At 36.7% G+C, this 21063-nt stretch carries 17 protein-coding genes and 1 tRNA gene; 12 read left to right on the plus strand and 6 right to left on the minus strand.

Going from position 1 to position 21063, the window contains the following annotated elements; genetic code table 11:
• The first annotated feature begins 4 nt into the window (after positions 1-4).
• The 7 genes from C8N28_RS11985 (at position 5) to C8N28_RS12015 (ending at position 7948) form a co-directional block, all read left to right on the plus strand.
• The gene (locus tag C8N28_RS11985) at positions 5-799 is read left to right on the plus strand and encodes an HAD-IIB family hydrolase (RefSeq protein ID WP_132225237.1); all 795 of its coding nucleotides are present in this window, start codon (positions 5-7) and stop codon (positions 797-799) included.
• A 143-nt stretch (positions 800-942) separates the two neighbouring features.
• Complete coding sequence (gene tpx, locus C8N28_RS11990; RefSeq protein ID WP_132225239.1) at positions 943-1437, plus strand: thiol peroxidase; 495 nt, start codon at positions 943-945, stop codon at positions 1435-1437.
• Positions 1438-1446: 9 nt separating this feature from the next.
• Positions 1447-1965, plus strand: a complete 519-nt coding sequence (idi, locus tag C8N28_RS11995; RefSeq protein WP_132225241.1) for an isopentenyl-diphosphate Delta-isomerase — start codon at positions 1447-1449, stop codon at positions 1963-1965.
• A gap of 108 nt (positions 1966-2073) precedes the next feature.
• Positions 2074-3240 carry an efflux RND transporter periplasmic adaptor subunit gene (locus tag C8N28_RS12000; RefSeq protein WP_132225243.1) on the plus strand — a complete coding sequence of 389 codons (1167 nt, stop codon included), beginning with the start codon at positions 2074-2076 and terminating at the stop codon, positions 3238-3240.
• A 45-nt stretch (positions 3241-3285) separates the two neighbouring features.
• Entirely contained in the window at positions 3286-6444 is a 3159-nt protein-coding gene (locus C8N28_RS12005; protein WP_132225245.1) for an efflux RND transporter permease subunit, read from the plus strand.
• A gap of 10 nt (positions 6445-6454) precedes the next feature.
• Positions 6455-7804 (plus strand): TolC family protein, encoded by a 1350-nt coding sequence (locus tag C8N28_RS12010; RefSeq protein WP_132225247.1) that lies wholly within the window; start codon positions 6455-6457, stop codon positions 7802-7804.
• A 72-nt stretch (positions 7805-7876) separates the two neighbouring features.
• Positions 7877-7948: transfer RNA gene (locus C8N28_RS12015), tRNA-Arg, on the plus strand.
• 77 nt (positions 7949-8025) lie between these two features.
• On the opposite strand, the gene bla is transcribed toward C8N28_RS12015, so the two are convergent.
• Positions 8026-8919, minus strand: a complete 894-nt coding sequence (gene bla / locus C8N28_RS12020; protein WP_132225814.1) for a class A beta-lactamase, subclass A2 — start codon at positions 8917-8919, stop codon at positions 8026-8028.
• Positions 8920-9281: 362 nt separating this feature from the next.
• Here bla and C8N28_RS12025 point away from each other — a divergent pair, with 362 nt between their 5' ends.
• The 4 genes from C8N28_RS12025 to C8N28_RS12040 all read left to right on the plus strand — a co-directional run bounded on the left by C8N28_RS12025 (position 9282) and on the right by C8N28_RS12040 (position 13802).
• Positions 9282-10439, plus strand: a complete 1158-nt coding sequence (locus C8N28_RS12025) for an AI-2E family transporter (RefSeq protein ID WP_132225249.1) — start codon at positions 9282-9284, stop codon at positions 10437-10439.
• Positions 10440-10504: 65 nt separating this feature from the next.
• Positions 10505-12292, plus strand: coding sequence for a translation elongation factor 4 (lepA, locus tag C8N28_RS12030; RefSeq protein ID WP_132225251.1), 1788 nt, complete (start codon positions 10505-10507; stop codon positions 12290-12292).
• 8 nt (positions 12293-12300) lie between these two features.
• Positions 12301-13179 carry a bifunctional 5,10-methylenetetrahydrofolate dehydrogenase/5,10-methenyltetrahydrofolate cyclohydrolase gene (locus tag C8N28_RS12035; protein ID WP_132225253.1) on the plus strand — a complete coding sequence of 293 codons (879 nt, stop codon included), beginning with the start codon at positions 12301-12303 and terminating at the stop codon, positions 13177-13179.
• Positions 13179-13802, plus strand: a complete 624-nt coding sequence (locus C8N28_RS12040) for a 7-carboxy-7-deazaguanine synthase QueE (RefSeq protein ID WP_132225255.1) — start codon at positions 13179-13181, stop codon at positions 13800-13802. Before C8N28_RS12035 ends, C8N28_RS12040 begins: the two co-directional genes overlap by 1 nt.
• A 4-nt stretch (positions 13803-13806) precedes the next feature.
• On the opposite strand, the gene C8N28_RS12045 is transcribed toward C8N28_RS12040, so the two are convergent.
• The 3 genes from C8N28_RS12045 to C8N28_RS12055 are packed head-to-tail and all read right to left on the minus strand — an operon-like array spanning position 13807 to position 16350.
• The gene (locus C8N28_RS12045) at positions 13807-14811 is read right to left on the minus strand and encodes an MlaD family protein (RefSeq protein ID WP_132225257.1); all 1005 of its coding nucleotides are present in this window, start codon (positions 14809-14811) and stop codon (positions 13807-13809) included.
• A 1-nt stretch (position 14812) separates the two neighbouring features.
• Positions 14813-15586, minus strand: a complete 774-nt coding sequence (locus C8N28_RS12050) for an ABC transporter ATP-binding protein (protein ID WP_132225259.1) — start codon at positions 15584-15586, stop codon at positions 14813-14815.
• The gene (locus C8N28_RS12055; RefSeq protein WP_132225261.1) at positions 15586-16350 is read right to left on the minus strand and encodes an MlaE family ABC transporter permease; all 765 of its coding nucleotides are present in this window, start codon (positions 16348-16350) and stop codon (positions 15586-15588) included. The genes C8N28_RS12050 and C8N28_RS12055 overlap by 1 nt, the downstream gene beginning before the upstream one ends.
• A gap of 224 nt (positions 16351-16574) precedes the next feature.
• Here C8N28_RS12055 and C8N28_RS12060 point away from each other — a divergent pair, with 224 nt between their 5' ends.
• Positions 16575-17828, plus strand: coding sequence for a DUF6600 domain-containing protein (locus C8N28_RS12060; RefSeq protein ID WP_132225263.1), 1254 nt, complete (start codon positions 16575-16577; stop codon positions 17826-17828).
• A 73-nt stretch (positions 17829-17901) separates the two neighbouring features.
• On the opposite strand, the gene C8N28_RS12065 is transcribed toward C8N28_RS12060, so the two are convergent.
• Both C8N28_RS12065 and C8N28_RS12070 read right to left on the minus strand, forming a co-directional pair.
• Positions 17902-19005, minus strand: a complete 1104-nt coding sequence (locus C8N28_RS12065) for a YncE family protein (protein ID WP_132225265.1) — start codon at positions 19003-19005, stop codon at positions 17902-17904.
• A 19-nt stretch (positions 19006-19024) separates the two neighbouring features.
• Complete coding sequence (locus tag C8N28_RS12070) at positions 19025-21016, minus strand: TonB-dependent receptor plug domain-containing protein (RefSeq protein ID WP_132225267.1); 1992 nt, start codon at positions 21014-21016, stop codon at positions 19025-19027.
• Positions 21017-21063: the final 47 nt, after the last annotated feature.

Below are 21063 nucleotides of genomic sequence, written 5' to 3' on the forward strand. Positions count from 1 at the left end.
GATCATGAAAAAGCTGATTATCTTCGACCTCGACGGCACTCTTGCTGATAGTAAATTATCAATTGACGAAGAGATGTCTGCTCTTTTAAACGAACTTTTAAAGATATTGAAAGTGGCAGTGATCTCTGGAGGCGATTGGTCACAGTTTAAAAAGCAAGTTGTTGATAAGCTACCCAAAGAAGCAAATTTTAATAACCTAACAATCTTACCTACCTGCGGAACTAAATTTTATGGCTATGAAACAGAGTGGAAAGAGCTTTATTCTGATGTTCTAACAAAAGAAGAAAAGGCAAAAATACTTAGTTCTCTAAAACAAGCCGTAACGCAAGCAAACTTAACGATTAAAAAAACCTGGGGGGAACAGATTGAAGATCGGGAAAGCCAGATCACTTTTTCTGCTTTAGGCCAACATGCACCTTTAAGCGAGAAAACAATGTGGGACCCTAACTTTGTTAAGAGAGAAAAAATTAAAGAGATCCTGGATACTTTAATCCCTGATTTTTCTGTTCGTTTAGGAGGTACTACCTCCATAGACATTACAAAACCCGGTATTGATAAATCATATGGCATTAAGAAACTTCAGGATATTCTTAAGATCCATCTTTCTGAAATGATCTTTATAGGAGATGCTATATTCCCCGGCGGAAATGATTATCCGGTTAAAGAAATGGGTGTAGCTTCCATACATATTGCTAATCCTACAGAAACTAAACGAGTTGTAGAAGCTATTATAGCATGTATGGACGATAGGCAGCTAACGACCTTTAGGGATATAGAAAAGCTGTTAGGCGGGCGTTGATCTGAGAAAGATTACAATCATGTGATTGCAAATCTATTTTAGAGCCTGTATAGTGCAGTTCTTAATTGGAAAGGGTTTGTAATTATTATATATTTGAAAAACAATCTTTCTATACATAAACTAAAAATTCAAAATATTATATCATGGCTACAATAACATTAAAAGGGAGTGATGTTAAAACTGTTGGAAACCTACCTGCTGTAGGTACTAAAGCAAAAGATTTTACTTTAGTTGGAACCGACTTGTCTGATAAAAGCTTATCAGACTATAAAGGAAAAAACGTAATCCTTAATATATTTCCAAGTGTAAACACGGGTGTTTGTGCAACTTCTGTAAGAAAATTCAATGAAGAAGCAGCAAAATTAGAAAACACTGTAGTGCTTTGTATTTCAAAAGATCTACCATTTGCACAAGCAGAATTTTGTGCTGCTCAAGGAATAAAGAATGTAGAAATGCTATCCGATTTCAGAACTAACTTTGGTGAAGAATACGGTGTTCAAATGGCAGACGGACCTTTAAGAGGTTTATTAAGTCGTTCTGTAATAGTGGTTAATAGCAATGGGGATATTGTTTACGAAGAACAAGTTCCTGAAATTACACAAGAGCCAAACTATTCTGCAGCCTTAAAAGCAATTTAAATTTAAAAAATGGATGAGTATGTAATCCTCGTTGATGAGGAAGACAATCCAATTGGAACGATGGAAAAAATAGAAGCTCACCAAAAGGGAGCTTTACATCGTGCTTTTTCCATTTTTATTTTTAACAAACAGGGTGAATTACTTCTCCAACAAAGAGCATTTGATAAATATCATTCTGCCGGGAAGTGGAGCAATACCTGTTGCAGCCATCCTCGCAGCAATGAAAAGACTAAGGATGCTGCAAATAGAAGATTAATGGAAGAGATGGGTTTAAGTTGTGACTTAACCCATCGCTTTCGATTTCAATATAAGGCTTCATTTGAGAATGGGCTAATTGAACATGAGATCGATCATGTATTTTTCGGAGTCAGCGACTCCTTACCAATTATAAACCATCACGAAGTCGCTGATTTTAAGTATATCAATCCAACTGATTTAGAGCTTGCAATAGAAAATAAACCTGAGGATTTTACTCCCTGGTTTAAAATATGCCTTGATCGTGTGATTGAAATCATTAGAGAACGGTAGACTTGTAACACAATATTTACCTATCGGTATTTGTTTTAAACGCATTTACTACCTGTTTTATTGTACATTTGAATTCATCAGATATTAACTATACCAACCAGTTCATTTATGTTTAATAGGATAAAACCACTATCAGCCTTTATTATCCCGGCCTTGCTATTACTTTCTTCATGTGGTGAAAATAAAGGCGCAGGTAATGCAGCGGATAATCAAGTCATGGACTTCCCTGTAATTACTATAGAGCCTCAATCAATTACATTAAATAGCAAGTACCCGGCAACCATTGAGGGTGAGCAGAATATTGAGATCCGGCCTAAGGTGGATGGCTTTATCGAAAAAATATACGTCGACGAGGGTGCAACTGTAAGAAAGGGGCAGCCTCTTTTTTTAATTAATGCACCACAGTATGAACAAGGTGTAAGATCTGCACGCGCTGCTATTCAAATAGCAGAAGCTGGTGTAAATTCTGCACAAATGGAAGTAAATAAGATACGTCCTCTTGTAGATAAAAAAATTATAAGCAGCTATCAGTTAGAGGGTGCTCAGTTTGATCTTGAATCTCAGCAGGCTCAATTGGCCAGAGCAAAAGCAGATTTAGTAAATGCTACAACCAATTTAGGATATACTCAGATTACCAGCCCGGTAAATGGAGTGATTGGTACATTGCCTTATAAAATCGGAAGTTTAGTAAGCAGTAATACTGCTCAGCCATTAACTGTTGTTTCAAATATTACCAATATTTATGCATACTTCTCTATCAATGAAAAAGAAGTTCTTGAACTGGCTGGCCGATTCAATGGCCCATCAACCAATGCAAGTTTAGCGGCAATGCCTCCAGTTTCACTTATTTTAGCAAATGGAGTTGAATATTCCTATCCAGGAAAGATTGAGACCACCAGTGGTCTGATTAATACTTCAACGGGTTCAATCAGTGTAAGAGCAAATTTCCCAAATCCGGAGAATACGATTAGAAGTGGTAGCAGCGGTGTTGTAACCATCCCGGTTACTTATGATTCAGCGATTGTTATTCCCCAGAAATCAACTTATGAAATACAGGGAAAAAGATTTGTTTATAATGTTCAGGATGATGGATCAGTTGTAAGTAAACCCATTACAGTTTTGAGCAATAATGATGGACAGTTTTATATCGTGACAGAAGGCTTAGCTGCTGGTGATAAAATTGCGATGGAAGGCCTGGCAACATTAAGAGATGGTTTAGTTATTAAACCCGTTATGGTAAATACAGACAGCTTATATCAATCAATTAACAAATAACCAAATTCTCTTTTTTTAGGGATTTAAGATATTTAATAATAAATTATGTTTAATCACTTTATTGAACGGCCGGTTCTAGCCACAGTAATATCAATTATGATTGTATTGCTGGGGATATTAGGGCTGATAAGTTTACCTGTTAGTCAATATCCGGTTATTGCACCTCCAACAGTGGTAGTATCTGCTTCTTACCAAGGGGCAAACGCTGATGTTGTTCTAACAAGTGTTATTGTACCGCTGGAAGAACAAATTAATGGTGTTGAAGACATGGATTATATGAGTTCTTCTGCAGGTAATAATGGAAGTGCTCGTATTTCAATTGTTTTTAAAACAGGTACCGATCCGGATATAGCAGCTGTTAACGTACAAAATCGTGTTGCTCGTGCTACCAGCCAGCTTCCACAGGAAGTTACCCGATCAGGGGTATCTACCTTTAAATCACAGAGTAGCAACTTGGTTATCTTTTCTTTATACAGTGATGATCCTACTTATGATCAAACCTTTTTACAAAATTATGCCGAGATAAACCTCGTTCCATTAATGAAGCGGGTTTCAGGAGTGGGAGAAGCTAGAGCATTTGGACAAATGGATTATACCATGCGTATCTGGTTAAAGCCCGATATTATGTCTACTTATGGCTTAATTCCAAGTGATATTAGTGCAGCCCTGGCAGAACAGAATATAGAGGCAGCTCCCGGCCAATTTGGTGAACAAGGCCTGCAATCCTTTCAATACACGATTAAATATACCGGGCGATTAAAAAATGTTACTGAGTTTGAAAACCTGGTGATCAGAGCAGGTGGAGATGGGCAATTTCTACGTCTGAAAGATGTGGCTAAAGTTGAATTAGGAGCAATGAATTATGCAACCTCTTCAACTACCAATGGTAAACCAAGTGTGGGTGTTGCCGTTAGTCAAACAGCCGGATCAAACGCACAGGAAGTTATTGAAGGAAGTTTAAAAGTACTGGAAGAAGCTTCTCTATCGTTTCCAAAAGGCATACAATATACGATTCTGGTAAATGCGAACGATTTCTTAGATGCTTCAATAAGCAAGGTTATTACAACTTTAATTGAAGCATTTATTTTGGTATTCCTTGTTGTATTCATTTTCCTGCAGGATTTCCGATCTACACTGATACCTGCAATTGCAGTGCCTGTAGCTATTATTGGTACTTTCTTTTTCCTGAATTTATTTGGGTTCACGATTAACTTACTTACCCTCTTTGCACTCCTTTTAGCAATTGGTATTGTGGTGGATGATGCCATCGTCGTCGTCGAGGCGGTCCACGCCAAGTTGGACGAAGGTTATACCTCTTCCCTTGCTGCAACAAAAGATGCAATGGGTGAAATTACAGGCGCTATCATCTCTATTACCTTGATTATGGCTGCCGTATTTGTTCCGATCAGCTTCATTACCGGGTCTGCAGGGGTATTTTACCAACAATTTGGGTTAACTCTGGCTGTAGCTATTATTATATCTGCTGTTAATGCCTTAACATTAAGTCCGGCTCTTTGTGCACTCTTTTTAAAACCTCATGCAGAAGAGCATAAAAAGCAAAACTTTATTGAACGGTTCTACGCTGCTTTTAATGTAGCTTTTGATGCAACTACTCACAAATACAAGAAATCTGTTTCTGCATTAATTAAAAGAAAATGGATCGCTGTAGCAGGAATCGCTGTTTTTGGAGGAATATTCTATTACCTCACATTAGTAACGCCTACTGCATTCGTTCCTACTGAAGATACCGGTTCTATCAACGTAGATATCGCCTTACCTGCTTCATCCTCTTCCGAGCGGACAGAAGCTGTTGCAATTCAAGTAGAAGAAATTGTACGCTCCATACCCGAAGTAGAGAATGTTTTAAAAGTAACCGGAAATGGGCAAATTAGCGGACAAGGCAGTAGCTATGCCATGTTAATTGTTAAGCTAAAAAGCTGGGATCAACGTAAGGGTGAAGGGCAAGATGTTCAATCAATTATCGGGAAATTGATTGCTAAAACAAAAGATATCAAAGAAGCCCGGGTTATTTTCTTTACCCCTTCTCCTATTCAAGGCTTTGGTAACTCACAAGGTTTTGAATTCCAATTACAAAATCGAACAGGTTCTGATATAACAACTTTTAGCAAAGTAGGTAGTGATTTTATCTCTGCACTAAGCGAACGGCCAGAAATACAGTCAGCAACCACTTCTTTTGACCCTAACTTTCCTCAATACGAAATTGAAGTGAACGTTGAGAAAACCAAAGAAGCTGGCTTTACTGTGAATGATATTCTTGGTACTATGCAAGGCTATTATGGAGGATCTTATGCTTCTAACTTTAACCAATTTGGAAAACAATACCGGGTAATGTATCAGGCAGAACCTGAATATAGAGCTAATCCGGAAGGTTTAAACACCATCTTCGTAAGAAACAAAAATGGAGATATGGCTCCTATAAGTAGTTTCATTACACTTAATAAAGTATACGGACCGCAGTCGATTTCACGATTTAACCTTTACACATCTATCCGGATTCAAGGTTCACCTAATCCTGGATATAGCTCTGGAGATGCAATTAGAGCTATTGAAGAAGTGGCTGCAACATCCTTACCAGTAGGATATGCCTTTGAATTTTCAGGATTAACGCGGGAAGAAATTTCTGCTGGTAGTCAAACTGTCTTTATCTTCTTACTAGTTATTGTATTTGTGTATTTACTTTTAAGTGCGCAATATGAAAGCTACATATTGCCATTTGCTGTACTGCTATCACTACCAATGGGGTTAGCAGGGACTTATATTTTTGCCAATCTATTCGGTGTTACAGATAATATTTATCTCCAGATCAGTTTAATAATGCTCGTGGGATTACTATCAAAAAATGCAATTTTGATAGTAGAGTTCTCGATAGCTAGAAGAAGAAATGGAATGCCGATTGTTCAGGCAGCATTAGAAGGAGCGCAAGCTCGTTTAAGACCTATCTTAATGACTTCTTTTGCGTTTATATTTGGTTTGGTTCCATTGGCTCTATCAAGTGGTGCAGGTGCTGTAGGTAACCGGGCAATTGGTACTGGTGCAATAGGTGGAATGCTCATCGGAACTATTTTTGGTGTATTTGTGATTCCTACCCTATTTGTTATTTTTCAAGGTTTGCAAGAACGTATTAGTGGAAAACCGCAAGCAGCAATTGAAGACACCTCAAACAGTAATACGGATTATGTTTAATAATAAGATTATGACTAAGCGAGTTTTAAGCTCAATACTCTTCGTGTCTTTCATCGGCATTTTATCTTCATGCTCGGTAACTAAACGCTACCAGTCGCCTGAAATTAGCACGGATAGCCTTTATAGAGATGTAACTACAACAGATACCAATACAATTGCTCATTTAAGCTGGGATGAAGTATTTACCGATCCTGCCTTACAAAACCTGATTCAAAGAGGTTTAGATTATAACCTGGATCTATTATCAGCTTATACCCGTATCCAACAAGCACAAGCATATTTTGATCAAAGTAAGGCTGCTTTACTACCTAGCCTGAGTTTAGGTGCAGGAGCTACCAGTGCGAAAACTCAATATACATTAGGTGCGTCATCGGCTTGGGAACTTGATATCTGGGGTAGACTCAGCAGTAGTAAAAGAGCAGAATTTGCCAATTTACTTCAAACTGAAACAGCTGCAAAAGCTATACAAACAGGTCTGATATCATCCATTGCAAATTATTATTATCGTTTATTAGCAATGGACCAGCAACTGCAAATTACTCAGCAAACAGTTATAAACTGGGATACGACAGTAGCAACGATGAAAGCTTTGAAAGAAGCAGCAACTGTTACTGAAGCCGCTGTTGTACAAAGTGAAGCGCAGCGCTATGCAGCCGAAGTTACTATTCCTGATCTTAAACAATCTATTAAAGAAATAGAAAATGCATTAAGTATATTGATAGGTTCTGTGCCAGGAGGTATAGAAAGAGGTCAGTTAATCAATCAACAAACATTAAGTTCTCTTAATACTGGAGTACCTGCTCAACTGCTAGCCAACCGTCCGGATGTAATGCAGGCAGAACTAAATTTCAGATCACAATTTGAATTAACCAATGTAGCAAGAGCATCATTCTACCCTACTCTTTCTATTACCGGCACTGCAGGTTTTAGTTCAGATGTATTAAATACTTTATTGGATCCAGGTTCATGGCTAGCCAGCATAAGCGGAAGTTTAACGCAGCCTATTTTTAATAAACGCGCTAACAGAACTCGTTTAGAAGTTGCATTAGCTCAACAAGAAGAAGCTAGATTAAATTTTAAAAATACCCTTTTGGTGGCCGGACAAGAGGTTTCAAATGCTTTATCATCATTTGAAACAGCTAAACAAAAAATAGCGATTCGTTCAAAGCAAACGGATGCCCTTCAAAAATCAGCTGATTATTCTCAGGAGTTACTTGAGAATGGTTTTGCGAATTATACGGAAGTAATTACCGCCAGACAAAGTTTATTACAAGCCCAGCTTTCAAGTGTTAATGATCGTTTGCAACAGCTAACAGCCATTGTAAACCTTTATCGTTCACTAGGCGGTGGATGGAAATAAAGTTTCTTAGATTGGTCTCGATGTTTATTATATGCTTGAAATAAACGGTTGATTATTCTATCTTTGCGCACCGTCCCCGTAGTTCAATGGATAGAATGTCAGATTCCGGTTCTGATGATATGAGTTCGAATCTCGTCGGGGACACATATAACCCGTATAAGTAGCTTTAAAACAACTACTTACACGGGTTTATTTTTTTAATACTTCTTTGATAGAATACCCTATTTCGACTTATTCAGGAACCAATCCCAAACTAATTTTGAAACATCAGCAATAATTTCTTCATTAACTTCCTGACTCTCTTTCGAATTGGAAACGAGAACACTTATTGCAACCTTTTCTCCAGTAGGTAGGACAACAATCCCCACATCGTTTATTGCAGCAGTTATTCCTTCTTCATTTGTACCGGAGGTACCTGTTTTGTGGGCAACTACTGTACCGGTTGGCAGTTTCCCTTTTATTCTCTTCTCCCCTGTTTTAGTTTCTACCATTGTATTCCACAGAAAATCATAACTTTCTTTCGACAGAATATTGCCTGTATTAAATTTACGCAACACGTCAATAGTTGATGTTGGTGTGGTCCAGTTCAAAAACTGAATGTTCCATTCTCTATGCATATCTTCTTCATTAACCTGAATGGAAAAGTCTTTAACACCAATTTTATGTATATAATTATTTACTACTTCTGCACCTCCAATCAGTCTTAAAAGAATATCACATCCATTATTATCACTTTGCGCAATGGTATATTCAAGGATCTTAGCTATTGTAAGCTGAACATTACCATTTGGATAATCATCCCGGATAGGACTCCAGGTATCAGGCAATAGGTCACTTTTCTTAATTAATATTTTTTGATTCAATGATAATTCTCCCTTATCTACTTTATCCAATACTGCTAAAGCAATATGAAATTTAAAAACACTTTGTAAAGGATAATGGATCTGATTATTAACACTTAATGTGTCTCCCTTTTCAAAACCAAAAACAGCAACTCCCACAGTTGCCTTTTTTGATATAAGAATTTGTTCTATTTGTTGTCTTAGTAAATCTGTCTGTGCAAAGGCAGCAAAGGATAAGAAGGAAAACAACATTACACTTATGAATTTCTTTATCATAATACTTGAATTGTCTTTTAGAAATCAATGTAATAAAATTAATAAAACTTCGATGCATTGTATTCCTTTTAAAAATGATCCCTCTCTTTTAAAACTAATAGACAACTCTTTTGTTGAGGTTTAGGAAAGTGCATTGGACACTCTGTATAAAACAGTATGAATTAAAATAATCCGTTAGATTTAATTAACAAACATTGAATGAATAAACAACTACTATTCAAACCTTTATATAACAATTTCCACAAGCAGTTCGTAGAACTTATTACTTTCTATTCCTTAATAGTGAACTTTCAATTTCATTTCACAAGTTTTTTTATGTAGTATTATATTACGTAGTACTCTAACCTGAATTAATAAATATGGAGCAAAACCCTCTCTCACAAACTTCTGTCTTTACAGTAGCTGCACGGTTAATTAGCATCGTTTTAATTATTTTAATTATGTACTGCTTACAAGGCGTCCTGGTACCCTTGCTCTTTAGTATGTTAATTGCCATTACATTATATCCTTTAGCAAGAAGAATGGAGATGTGGAAATTCCCACGCTTACTATCTTCAATTATTGCTGTTATCATTGGCATTATTGTGATTGCAGGACTTATTTACCTAATTGTGAATCAGGCTCTTAATATTGGAAAGAATGGTGATGACATGGCCGATAAGCTTCAGGGTATACTTACCGTCATTTTAAACTGGGCAAACACGAAATTAGGGGTGACCGATGTAATGATATCCCAGAAATTCCATGAGTTTACAGACAATGCATTATCGAATGCAACAACCTATTTGCAAACAGCATTTAGTTCAATAGGAGGAATTTTATCAAGCGTGGTTTTAGTTCCATTATTTGTATTCTTTATGCTTTACTATCGCGATTTCTTTCGTGAGTTCTTCTTAATTTCATTTAAATCTACAGGAAAGGAACGCGTACACACTATTCTGAATAATATCTATAGCGTAGTTCAAAATTACCTGGTAGGCTTAATTACTGTCATGGGTATTGTTGCAATATTAAATACAATAGGCTTACTGGTAATGGGGATTGGTTACGCATGGTTTTTCGGTATATTAGCTGCTCTATTAATGCTCATCCCTTATATTGGTATAGCAATCGGCTCTATTTTACCTGCATTATTTGCCATCGCTACAAAGGACAATGCATGGTATTCAATAGGTGTAATTGTTTGGTTTCAAGTCGTTCAGTTTCTAGAAGCCAATTTAATAACACCCAATATAGTGGGCAGTAAAGTAAGTATTAACCCACTAATGTCTATCGTTGGACTACTATTAGGTGGGATGCTATTCGGTTTGGCTGGTTTGATCCTGGCTCTTCCATTAATTGCTATTACGAAAGTGATCTTGGATTCTATTCCATCCCTTTCACACTTCGGATTTCTAATTGGCGAACCTGATAAAATCCATTTAAAGCCCCAAGCTAGTTTTATTAACATAAAAAGAAAGCAAACAAAGGCACCTAAGATTGAGAAAAAACAAGGAAATATTCCACCTAAAGAATAATTCTGCTCGTTTTACAAATCAAAGATTTATCTTTGCCTTTTAAAACGCATTTCTTATTCCCTTAAATGAAGCATATTCGCAATTTTTGTATTATTGCCCATATCGATCATGGTAAAAGTACCCTCGCTGATCGCTTATTGGAACATACACAGACAGTAACTCAACGTGAGTCTCAAAACCAGGTATTGGATAATATGGACTTAGAAAGAGAACGTGGTATTACCATTAAGAGTCATGCAATTCAGATGGACTATATCTTTGAAGGTCAAAAATATATTTTCAATTTAATTGATACTCCCGGACACGTCGATTTTTCATACGAAGTTTCACGTTCAATAGCTGCCTGTGAAGGTGCCTTATTGATTGTAGACGCTTCTCAAGGTATTCAAGCACAAACCATTTCCAATCTTTATCTGGCTATGGAGCATGATCTTGAAATAATTCCTATTTTAAACAAAATGGACTTACCTGGTGCTATGCCAGAAGAAGTAAAAGACCAGATTATTGAATTAATAGGTGGAAGCAGAGAAGATATTATTCCGGCATCCGGAAAAACCGGATTAGGTGTAGATAAGATCTTAGAAGCCATTATAAAAAGGGTTCCGGCACCTGTGGGTGACCCGGAGGCTCCGTTGCAAGCTCTGATATTTGATTCGGTGTATAATTCCTTCCGTGGAATTATGGCTTACTTCAAAGTTCAGAATGGAGAAATAAAAAAAGGGGACCGCGTAAAATTCATCGCTACCGGCAAAGAATATTATGCAGATGAAGTAGGGACGTTAAAGCTTACTCAAGCACCTAAGGATAAAATATCAACTGGTGATGTTGGTTATATCGTTTCTGGTATTAAAGAAGCTCGGGAAGTAAAAGTTGGAGATACCATCACCAATGTAGCAAGGCCCAGCACTGTAGCTATTCAAGGTTTTGAAGAGGTGAAACCCATGGTGTTTGCAGGAATATATCCTGTAGATACAGAAGATTATGAAGAACTCAGAGAAAGTATGCATCGTTTGCAATTGAATGATGCATCGCTTGTATTTGAACCTGAATCTTCTGCAGCTTTAGGTTTTGGATTCCGTTGCGGCTTCCTTGGTATGCTTCACATGGAGATTATTCAGGAAAGGCTGGAACGAGAGTTTGATATGACGGTAATAACTACCGTACCTAACGTTTCTTACATTGCACACACAACAAAAGATGGTGAAATAAAAGTCAACAACCCATCTGATTTACCTGATATAAGTAAAATTCAATACATTGAAGAACCTTACATTAAGGCTAGCATTATTACAAAATCAGATTATGTTGGCCCGGTAATGTCTTTATGTATTCAAAAAAGAGGGATGATTATAAATCAGTCCTATCTGACTTCTGATCGGGTTGAATTAATTTTCGAAATGCCAATGGGAGAAATTGTTTTTGATTTCTATGATAAATTAAAAACAATTTCAAAAGGTTATGCATCTTTTGACTACCATCAAATTGGCTATCAGCAATCTGACCTGGTTCGTTTAGATATTCGTTTAAACTCAGAGCCTGTAGATGCTCTTTCTTCACTGATACATAGAAGCAACTCGTATGATTTCGGGAAAAGGATCTGTGAGAAATTAAAAGAATTAATTCCACGTCAGCAATTTGAAATTATCATTCAAGCATCTATCGGTGCTAAAATTATAGCGAGAGAAAGTGTTCGGGCATTACGTAAAGATGTAACTGCTAAATGTTATGGTGGTGACATTTCCAGAAAACGTAAACTTCTTGAAAAACAAAAAAAGGGTAAGAAGAGAATGCGCCAGGTAGGGAATGTGGAAATTCCACAATCCGCTTTCATGGCAGTATTAAAATTAGACTAAAAGATACAATGGAATTATTAGACGGTAAACTTGTTTCAGCAAAAATAAAAGAGGATATTGCTGCGGAAGCTCTTGACTTTTTTAATAAGAATGGCAGAAAACCACATCTGGTAGCTATTCTTGTTGGTAATGACGGTGGAAGTGAAACCTACGTTGCCAGTAAAATGAGAAATTGTGAAAAAGTAAACTTTCAATCTTCTCTGGTGCGATACGATGATCATGTTTCTGAAGAAGAGGTTCTTCAAAAAATAAGAGAAATTAATGCCGATGAGACTGTAGATGGATTAATTGTACAGCTTCCTTTACCTAAACATATCGATCCTGAAAAAGTCACAGAAACAATAGACTATAGAAAAGATGTGGATGGTTTTCACCCAATCAACTTAGGTAGAATGATGCGGAACTTACCATGTTTTATTCCTGCTACTCCCTATGGTATTATGTTAATGCTTGAATACTACCAAATAGAAACCTCTGGCAAACATGCGGTAGTAGTTGGCCGAAGTAATATTGTTGGCAGCCCAATGAGTATTTTACTTGCTCGTAATAGTCAGCCCGGCAATTGTACGGTTACACTTACACATAGCAGAACAAAAAATCTTCCTGAGTTTATAAAACAAGCTGATATTATTGTTGCAGCTATAGGAAAAAAGAACTTCGTCACTGCTGATATGGTAAAAGATGGCGCTATCATAATTGATGTTGGAATCAATAGAGAACAATCTTCTGAAACAAAATCAGGCTATAAACTGTTCGGAGATGTTGATTTCGAGAATGTTGCATCTAAAAGTTCATGGATTAGTCCGGTACCAGGCGGCGTTGGGTTAATGACTATTGTTGGATTATTAAAGAACACATTAAAGTCAGCAAAAAAGGAAATCTACTAATGAATAATTCAGTCCCAGAAGATGGCACTTTACTTCCTTTAATGGAAGAATTTTATACAATCCAGGGCGAAGGTTATAATACAGGCAAAGCTGCCTATTTTATTCGTCTCGGAGGTTGTGATGTTGGTTGCCACTGGTGTGATGTAAAAGAAAGTTGGGATGCTTCTATTCATCCTTTAACTGCTGCTGACAAGATTGTTGAGCACGCAAAACAGCATCCTGCAAAAACAGTAGTCGTAACGGGTGGAGAGCCCCTCATTTACAATATGGATTACCTTACCAGGAAGTTAAAAGAAAATGGGATACAAACCTTTATCGAGACTTCCGGAGCATATCCACTTTCAGGAGAATGGGACTGGATCTGTTTGTCTCCTAAAAAATTCAAATCACCCCGTCCAGATATTACTCCCTTTGCTCACGAATTAAAGATCATTGTCTTCAATAAAAGTGATTTTCAATGGGCAGAAGATTATGCGAAATTGGTTTCTCCCGGTTGTAAGCTTTATTTACAACCAGAATGGTCAAATGCTGCTAAAATGACCCCACTCATCATTGAGTATGTAATGAACAATCCTAAATGGGAAGTTTCATTACAGACCCATAAGTTTATGAATATTCCTTAATTCCTTATTGATTACTGTTTTCAATAGAATCCTTTAAAGCTGCTTCAGCTTTCTTTGCTTCCCTTCTAAAGAAACCACGAAATAGAAAGTTAGATTGTAAAGCTTCCATATTTCTATCTAGTTTATAAGTGCTTGACTCTAAATTACCCATGGTTTGTTTTAACTGATCGGCTGTTTCAGGATCATTCAATAATAGTCCTAAGGCATTATCACTATCATTAAGCTTACTACTTGCATCACTTAGATTCTTAGTTAATTCAGAGGTATTTTGAGTAACGCTTTCTAACTGCGCAACAGATGCCTTAAGACTTTTGAAAACAACAGTATCCGTTAACAGTTCATTTGTTAAACCACCCTTATTATTTAATTGAGCAGTAAACCTTTCCAGGTTCTCTGAAACTCTCTTGGAGTTCAAAGCAGCCTGATTTAAGTTCAACATCATCGCCTTCATATTTACAGCCATCATAGAATCTGTAAAAAACGCACCGATAGTACCCTCTCCTCTTCTAACTCTTTCACTAAGATTCTTAATATCATCTGTTATTGAAACCAGGTTCTGATTATTTACCTGTAAAGTTGCCATCATGGCTTCTGTATCATTTCCTTCTTTTGAACGCAGCTGATCTCCATTTTCGATATAAGCCATATCGCTGCTTCCTCCTTCAATGACAATCATTTTATTACCAATAAAGCCTTCTGAGCTAATAACAGCAACAGCATCCTTACGAACATATTCTTTCGATGCTTCATTAATAACCATATCAATTTCTACACGGCTATCTTCTGTGAAGTTCACTTCTCTGATCGTTCCTATTTTAACACCTGAGAACCAAACATTTCCACCTTTTTTCAATCCGCCAACATTGTCAAAAACTGCTGTCACATGTACTACGTTGCCAAATCGGTTCTGTTGTCCTCCCATTATAAAGATTCCTGCAAGTAGAATAGCAATGCCTAAAAAGACAAATAAACCTACAATAATCGAACGTTTTCTTTCTGCTGAATTCATATTATTCTATAAAATTATAATCACGAAACGGTTTAACCCTTGGATCATCGGTATCGAAGATATCATTGAAGTTGCCTTGTCTCTCAAAAGTTCCGTCAAGTAACATTACAATACGATCGCCAACACTCTTTGCGCAAGCTAAATCATGGGTAATAATTATGGATGAAGTCTTGAAGCGATCTTGAACTTCATTTATTAATTTGTTAATTTCTATACAAGTTATGGGATCAAGCCCGGCAGTAGGCTCATCATAAAGCATAATTTGAGGCTGTAAAATCAATGTTCTGGCAATACCAATCCGTTTTCGCTGTCCACCGGAAAGTTCAGAAGGCATTTGATCAATAGATTGTAATAAATCTACCGCCTCAAGTACAGTTGTTACTGCTGTGTTTATTTCTTTACGTGTTAAATGTCGATTTACACGCACCAACGGAAACTCTAAGTTTTCTCGAACGGTCATACTATCATAAAGCGCACTACTTTGAAATGAAAATCCTACTTTCAAACGCAATGCTTGTAAATCTTTTACAGGGATATCTTTCAAAGAATGCCCTAAAACCTCAACTAATCCACTATCTGCCTGCAGTAAACCAACGATGATCTTAATCAACACAGACTTTCCTGTTCCCGATCTACCTAAAACTACTAAATTCTCGCCCTGATACAAGTCCAGGTTTACGCCTCGCAAAATATGCAAATCACCAAAAGATTTATAGAGGTCCCGAATCGTAATAACCGGTTCATCGTATTTTATAAACTCTTTTACCTTCTTCATTATTGAGGTATTAACTGTAATATTTGAACAATTAGCAGCTCTTCTATAAAAATCAAGAACATAGACATTACCACTGCCCAGTTTGCTGCCCGTCCTACACCTTCTGTTCCTTTAGAAGAAGTATAACCTTGAAAACAACCTACTATCCCAATAGTGAATCCAAACACAAAAGACTTAATCAAGGATGAGAAAACATCTCTAAATGTTATAGCATCAAATACTTCTGTAAAAAAGACGGTTATAGTAGTCGCTTCATTTTGAGCAATATTCATTTGTGCACCCATCAGGGCTACAAAAGCAGTATAGAACATCAAAACTGGTATCATTATAGATGTAGCCACTACCCTGCTAACAACTAAAAATTTAAAAGGATTTGTCCCAGATACTTCCATTGCTTCAATTTGTTCTGAAACTTTCATGGATCCTAATTCTGCTCCAATCTGAGAACCAACTTTACCGGCAGCAATTAAGGCAGTAACCAAAGGAGCCAGAGCTCTGATAACAGCAATGGCAATTAATGCAGGCAGCATTGCTTGAGCTCCAAAGTCTGCTAAAGAAGGGCGAGATTGTTTCGTAAAAACTACCCCGATAATAAAACCTGTTAAAGAAATTAAAGGAAGGGATTTAACACCTATTTCATAGCACTGGCGAATAATCTCCTTAAACTCAAAAGGTCCTACAAAAACCTCTCTAAAAAAGCGCATTACAAAACGGTGTATTTCAGCTAGCTCTACAAGGTATTTATCAATCGTTTTTGAAATCATTTATCTATATTAGAAATGATAATTTTTGCTCTACAGCAATATCTGGCAAAATTAAAAGTTATATTATTAAAACAGCACAAATTATAAACTTATTTAACCTTATCTATTAATAAATACTTAACAAATATTAATTATTATTTTAAATTAAAATTAAACCTTAACCAGGTGAACTTTGTCATAGTGGCATAAACTTTGAATAAAATTGAATAATAATCGACAAAGACATGAAAAACATAAGCAATAAAATAATACTTAGCCTTTCGTTTATCTTCCTCTTTCTAGCTACGGGCCTAAAACAGGTTCAGGCACAAAACGATCAAGTTTCGTTCCAACTTTTCTATGACGAACTTTCTCCTTACGGACAGTGGATAGATGATTCTCAATACGGATATATTTGGATACCCGATGTGAGAGGAGATTTTAGACCATATGCTACAAATGGACATTGGATCAATACAGAATACGGAAATACCTGGTATTCTGATTATGACTGGGGATGGGCTCCGTTCCACTATGGCAACTGGGTATATAACAACAATTATGGTTGGGCCTGGGTTCCTGGATATGAATGGGGACCGGCATGGGTATCCTGGCGCCAAGGAGGTGGACAATATGGCTGGGCTCCTCTAGGACCTGGAGTAAGCTTTGGTATTAGCATTAATATACCTTTAAGTCACTGGATATTCGTACCGCAACGTTACTTCTTTAGTCCAAGGATCTATAGCTATTACACACCATTTAATAGATACAATAGCTTCTACAACCGAACTACCATTATAAACAACGTTTATGTTTATAATAACCGCAACTATTATGGCGGACCAGGAAGGAACGATTTAGCCCGCGTAACCCGTACACCTGTAAGAGTCTATAATGTAAATAATAGCAATCGTCCCGGCAGAGCAACTATTGATTCAAGATCGGTTTCAATTTACCGTCCGCAGATCAATCAGGCTACTCGTACAACAAGCAGACCATCTCGTGTTGCAAATACCAGCGATATTAGAAATGAACGCCCAACAGCAGTAGCACCAAGAAGTTCTAACAGACCGAATGCAACGAATAACACAGGAAGACCAGCAGCTACCCGGCCAGAACAAGGCCGTGCAACTACTGTACGAGGCAACTCTGGAAACTCAAATAACAATCAAGGTTCTTCAGCTACAGCTCGTCCAACAACGCAACGTCCTGTACGTTCAACCGCTCCTGTACAGCGTCAGAACAATAATAACAACAATACCCAAGGAAGGGCTACTGCTCCTGCCAGACAAACTACAGCACGAAATTCTTCTGCAACACAGCAGAGCCGTGCTACAACACAAAGAAGTACGCCTGCTCGTCAGGCTACACAAGCAGCTCGTCCATCAGTAACAAGAGTAACAAGTTCGAGTCCGTCAAAGGGTTCATCAGCTGCTGCTTCTGGAAGAAGTGCACAGCCGAGCCAAAGTAGAGCTCGTAGTGATAGGAATAGCAGATAAATTATATATAATATTAAAACAAGGAGGGGGATTGCTAATAGCAATCCCCCTCCTTGTTTTAGCACCTTAAAGATTATCTTTTGAAAGCAAATACAGAAGGGAAAGCTCCTGCAGTATAAGTAAGATCAACTTTATTCAGTTTCTTATTATAACGGCGAACCTTACCTAACTCTGAATAATTAGCATCTGAAAGCCAGATATTTCCATTATCAGAATCGATTGCCAAACCGTAAATATGATTCAGTTCGATTCCTTTAAAAATGTCAGATTCCTTTAAAGTCTCAGTTGTCAAATCCATTTCTAAAAAGGTATCTTTATCTGCTTTATAATTACTACTTACCAGATAAGCCTTATCTTCATAAAATGTCATCAGGTGTGCACCAAATTCATAGGTTTTATCTACTTTATTAGTCTTGGTATCTATTCTATATAAACGAGAAGGCACTGCAATAGTCCAATCAATTGTATTGTAAATATCTGCTGAACTTACATATATTTTATCCTTTCCATCGGCAAATATATTATCAATATTATCAGCAACAGTAATCGTAGTTTCTACCTTTAATGAAACAGGATCAATTACTGAAACCGTATTATCGTATTCTCCTCCTGTTATCGCATCTGCCCACCCGGCATTTGCAACATATAATTTGTTTCCTGATGCCACAATACGTTCTGGTGTTCTGCCTACAGCAATTTCCGCTACTACCGTTTTACTAAGAGTATCCAAAACAAACACATCGTTTTTATACGAAGTAATGAAAGCTTTCCCACTATGAAAAGCTATATTACGAGGCTGATCAACATTAATCGTTTTTACAATTTTAGCATTGGAAGCATTTAATATTTCAATTTTATTAGACTCATTAACAACAACATATAACAAACTTCCATAAATACCCATGTCATTAGCTATGTCACCCAATGCTTTAGGCTTAGTTGGATCTGAAGAGTTTGCTGTTCCATAAATATCAAGTGTAATATTACCTGTTAAGAAATCAATATAAGAAAGGCTGGCATTGTTTGCTTGAAAATCTCCTTCATTAAGCACATAAACTCCACTTATCGGATCCGACTGCTCATCCGGAGTAAAAGGCTTATCTTTTGAACAAGAAGTAAGAAAAGCAGACAGCAACACAAAAGCTGCTAAACGGGAAATATTAAAATTAATTTTCATGGTGATATATATATATTATTTAATAAGAAATTTGAAAACTGATACGATAATTTCTACCCGGCATCGGATAATTTCTAATGACGGTATAGTTGATATTTGTAATATTATTTGCTTCAGCTAAAAGCTTGTAATTCAGTTTAGCCAATTTATTTTGATACGAAACAGATAGATTCTGAATAAACCAATCCTCCATTTGATTCCCAGCAATATTGGTTCTCAAACTATAACGCTCTCCTGTATAAAGCACATTATAATTCAAACCGAATGCCTTATAAGAAGCTGCAATAAAACCAGACCCACTATTTCGCGGAGCATATGGTATAAACTGATTAAAATTAGCACCATTAGGTGTCTTATCTAAAGCTTTTTGGTAGGTATAGTTAACCCCTAAATCAAGATTAATATTCGCATCCATAGCCACATTACCTGATACGCCAAGATCAAGGCCATTAATCTCTACCCGACCTAAATTAACCATTGACCACCTGAATAAATTCGCTAAAGGAATGGCTGTGATTCGATCTTTAATACGATTATGATAAGCGTCAGCCTTAAACGTTACTTGTTGAAAACGACTATTAAATGCTTTTTGCCAGGTAAAACCAAGATCATATTGATTTACATATTCAGGATTCAGACTGGTAGAACCAATAATGGTATAATACGAGTCATTAAAGGTTGGAGCTCTGAAAATAGACTTAAAAAATGAGCGAACATATAGGTTCTGATCAGCAAACGGTTTCCATGATGCAGAGATAGAAGGACTTAATATCTGCTTCGTTCCTGCACTATTGCCAACGCGCACATTTTCTTTTAATATTGCTGTTAATCCATTAGCTTGAATTTGAAAGTTATTCTTTTTCCATTCAATAGCCGCATTAATCAATAAAGTATGTCTTTCCGGATAAGCAAAATCCTTCAAATCGGCATCTAATTTATTGTAGAAGTAATCAACTGATACAGATGATTTTAAAGTATTTGATAGAACAAACAGATTAGCTGCTGAAACATAAGCTTCTTTCTGCTTATAGTTGTTTTCCAGAAAGCCCTGTGTATTGTGGAAATCAGGATCTTTGTAACGCAAATTTAAGCGATCGTACTTTGCATTAATTAATAAACTATAGATATCATTGTACTTCTTCTCCCATCTTCCCTGAACAAAGAAATCTTTATCCCATTGCCGGTCGTTAGAATAGTATTTATTATCAACTGCAGCTCCTGGCAGCCCTCGTTCTGATGTATAATTATAAAGACGAATTTCCCATATACTACTATCTTTTAATGTACCCATCAGTGCTGCTTCTAATCGCAAAGCATCAACATCAGAGTTTTGTCGATTAATCAGTGTATCGGTATCACCTTTTGCATAATAAAAATCATAACGGCCATTAGCCTTAACCCATTCTGTATTAAAACTCACACTTGTATTTTTTGAAAGCTTTTGCTGCCATAAAAGGGATGGATTAAATAAGCCAAAATCTCCAACTCGTGCACCTACTTTAAGATGACTAGTTTTTCCTTCCTCAAACACAGGCTTTTGTGATTCTAATAATAAAGTTGACGCTGATGAAAAAGCTTTTGCAGGAATGAGTAGTTTAGTTTGTTGCCCATTAAATAAGGTAATCGACTCAATATTGTCTAACGAGAACTTCCCTAAATCAACTTGTCCATTCTGAGCATTATTAATAGCTATACCATTATAAAAGATCGATGTATGATTTGAGCTTAGGCTCCGAACATCAATTGTTTTCATACCCCCAATTCCTCCATAATCCAAAACCTGAACACCTGAGAAAAATTTTATAGCATCTGAAACAGAGATACTGTTTAAATTATCCAGATCTTTTTTAGACAAATGCTGTACAGGCATCGTAGAAGCCTCCTCTTTGTAGAAAGTTGGCCGGGTTATTTCAACCCTCCTCAAGGTATCCCCATAATGCACAGTATCCACCTGAGCTTTGAGCAAAGAAGGAATAAAGAGAAGAATTAAATACAAATAAACTCTAGACACAAAAATCAATTAAATACAGGGGTTCGAACGCAACGAAATTAAGCATG

It is taken from the genome of Albibacterium bauzanense (assembly GCF_004339765.1).
Lineage (GTDB): Bacteria > Bacteroidota > Bacteroidia > Sphingobacteriales > Sphingobacteriaceae > Albibacterium > Albibacterium bauzanense.

Bases quoted from the DNA above. Each gene is read 5' to 3' on its own strand.
- C8N28_RS12025 (WP_132225249.1), top strand. From the start codon at position 9,282: ATGGAGCAAAACCCTCTCTCACAAACTTCTGTCTTTACAGTAGCTGCA.
- C8N28_RS12005 (WP_132225245.1), top strand. From the start codon at position 3,286: ATGTTTAATCACTTTATTGAACGGCCGGTTCTAGCCACAGTAATATCA.
- C8N28_RS12060 (WP_132225263.1), top strand. From the start codon at position 16,575: ATGAAAAACATAAGCAATAAAATAATACTTAGCCTTTCGTTTATCTTC.
- C8N28_RS11985 (WP_132225237.1), top strand. From the start codon at position 5: ATGAAAAAGCTGATTATCTTCGACCTCGACGGCACTCTTGCTGATAGT.
- C8N28_RS12050 (WP_132225259.1), bottom strand. From the start codon at position 15,586: ATGAAGAAGGTAAAAGAGTTTATAAAATACGATGAACCGGTTATTACG.
- lepA (WP_132225251.1), top strand. From the start codon at position 10,505: ATGAAGCATATTCGCAATTTTTGTATTATTGCCCATATCGATCATGGT.
- C8N28_RS12000 (WP_132225243.1), top strand. From the start codon at position 2,074: ATGTTTAATAGGATAAAACCACTATCAGCCTTTATTATCCCGGCCTTG.
- C8N28_RS12040 (WP_132225255.1), top strand. From the start codon at position 13,179: ATGAATAATTCAGTCCCAGAAGATGGCACTTTACTTCCTTTAATGGAA.
- C8N28_RS12045 (WP_132225257.1), bottom strand. From the start codon at position 14,811: ATGAATTCAGCAGAAAGAAAACGTTCGATTATTGTAGGTTTATTTGTC.
- C8N28_RS12035 (WP_132225253.1), top strand. From the start codon at position 12,301: ATGGAATTATTAGACGGTAAACTTGTTTCAGCAAAAATAAAAGAGGAT.
- C8N28_RS12055 (WP_132225261.1), bottom strand. From the start codon at position 16,350: ATGATTTCAAAAACGATTGATAAATACCTTGTAGAGCTAGCTGAAATA.
- C8N28_RS12010 (WP_132225247.1), top strand. From the start codon at position 6,455: ATGACTAAGCGAGTTTTAAGCTCAATACTCTTCGTGTCTTTCATCGGC.
- C8N28_RS12065 (WP_132225265.1), bottom strand. From the start codon at position 19,005: ATGAAAATTAATTTTAATATTTCCCGTTTAGCAGCTTTTGTGTTGCTG.
- idi (WP_132225241.1), top strand. From the start codon at position 1,447: ATGGATGAGTATGTAATCCTCGTTGATGAGGAAGACAATCCAATTGGA.
- tpx (WP_132225239.1), top strand. From the start codon at position 943: ATGGCTACAATAACATTAAAAGGGAGTGATGTTAAAACTGTTGGAAAC.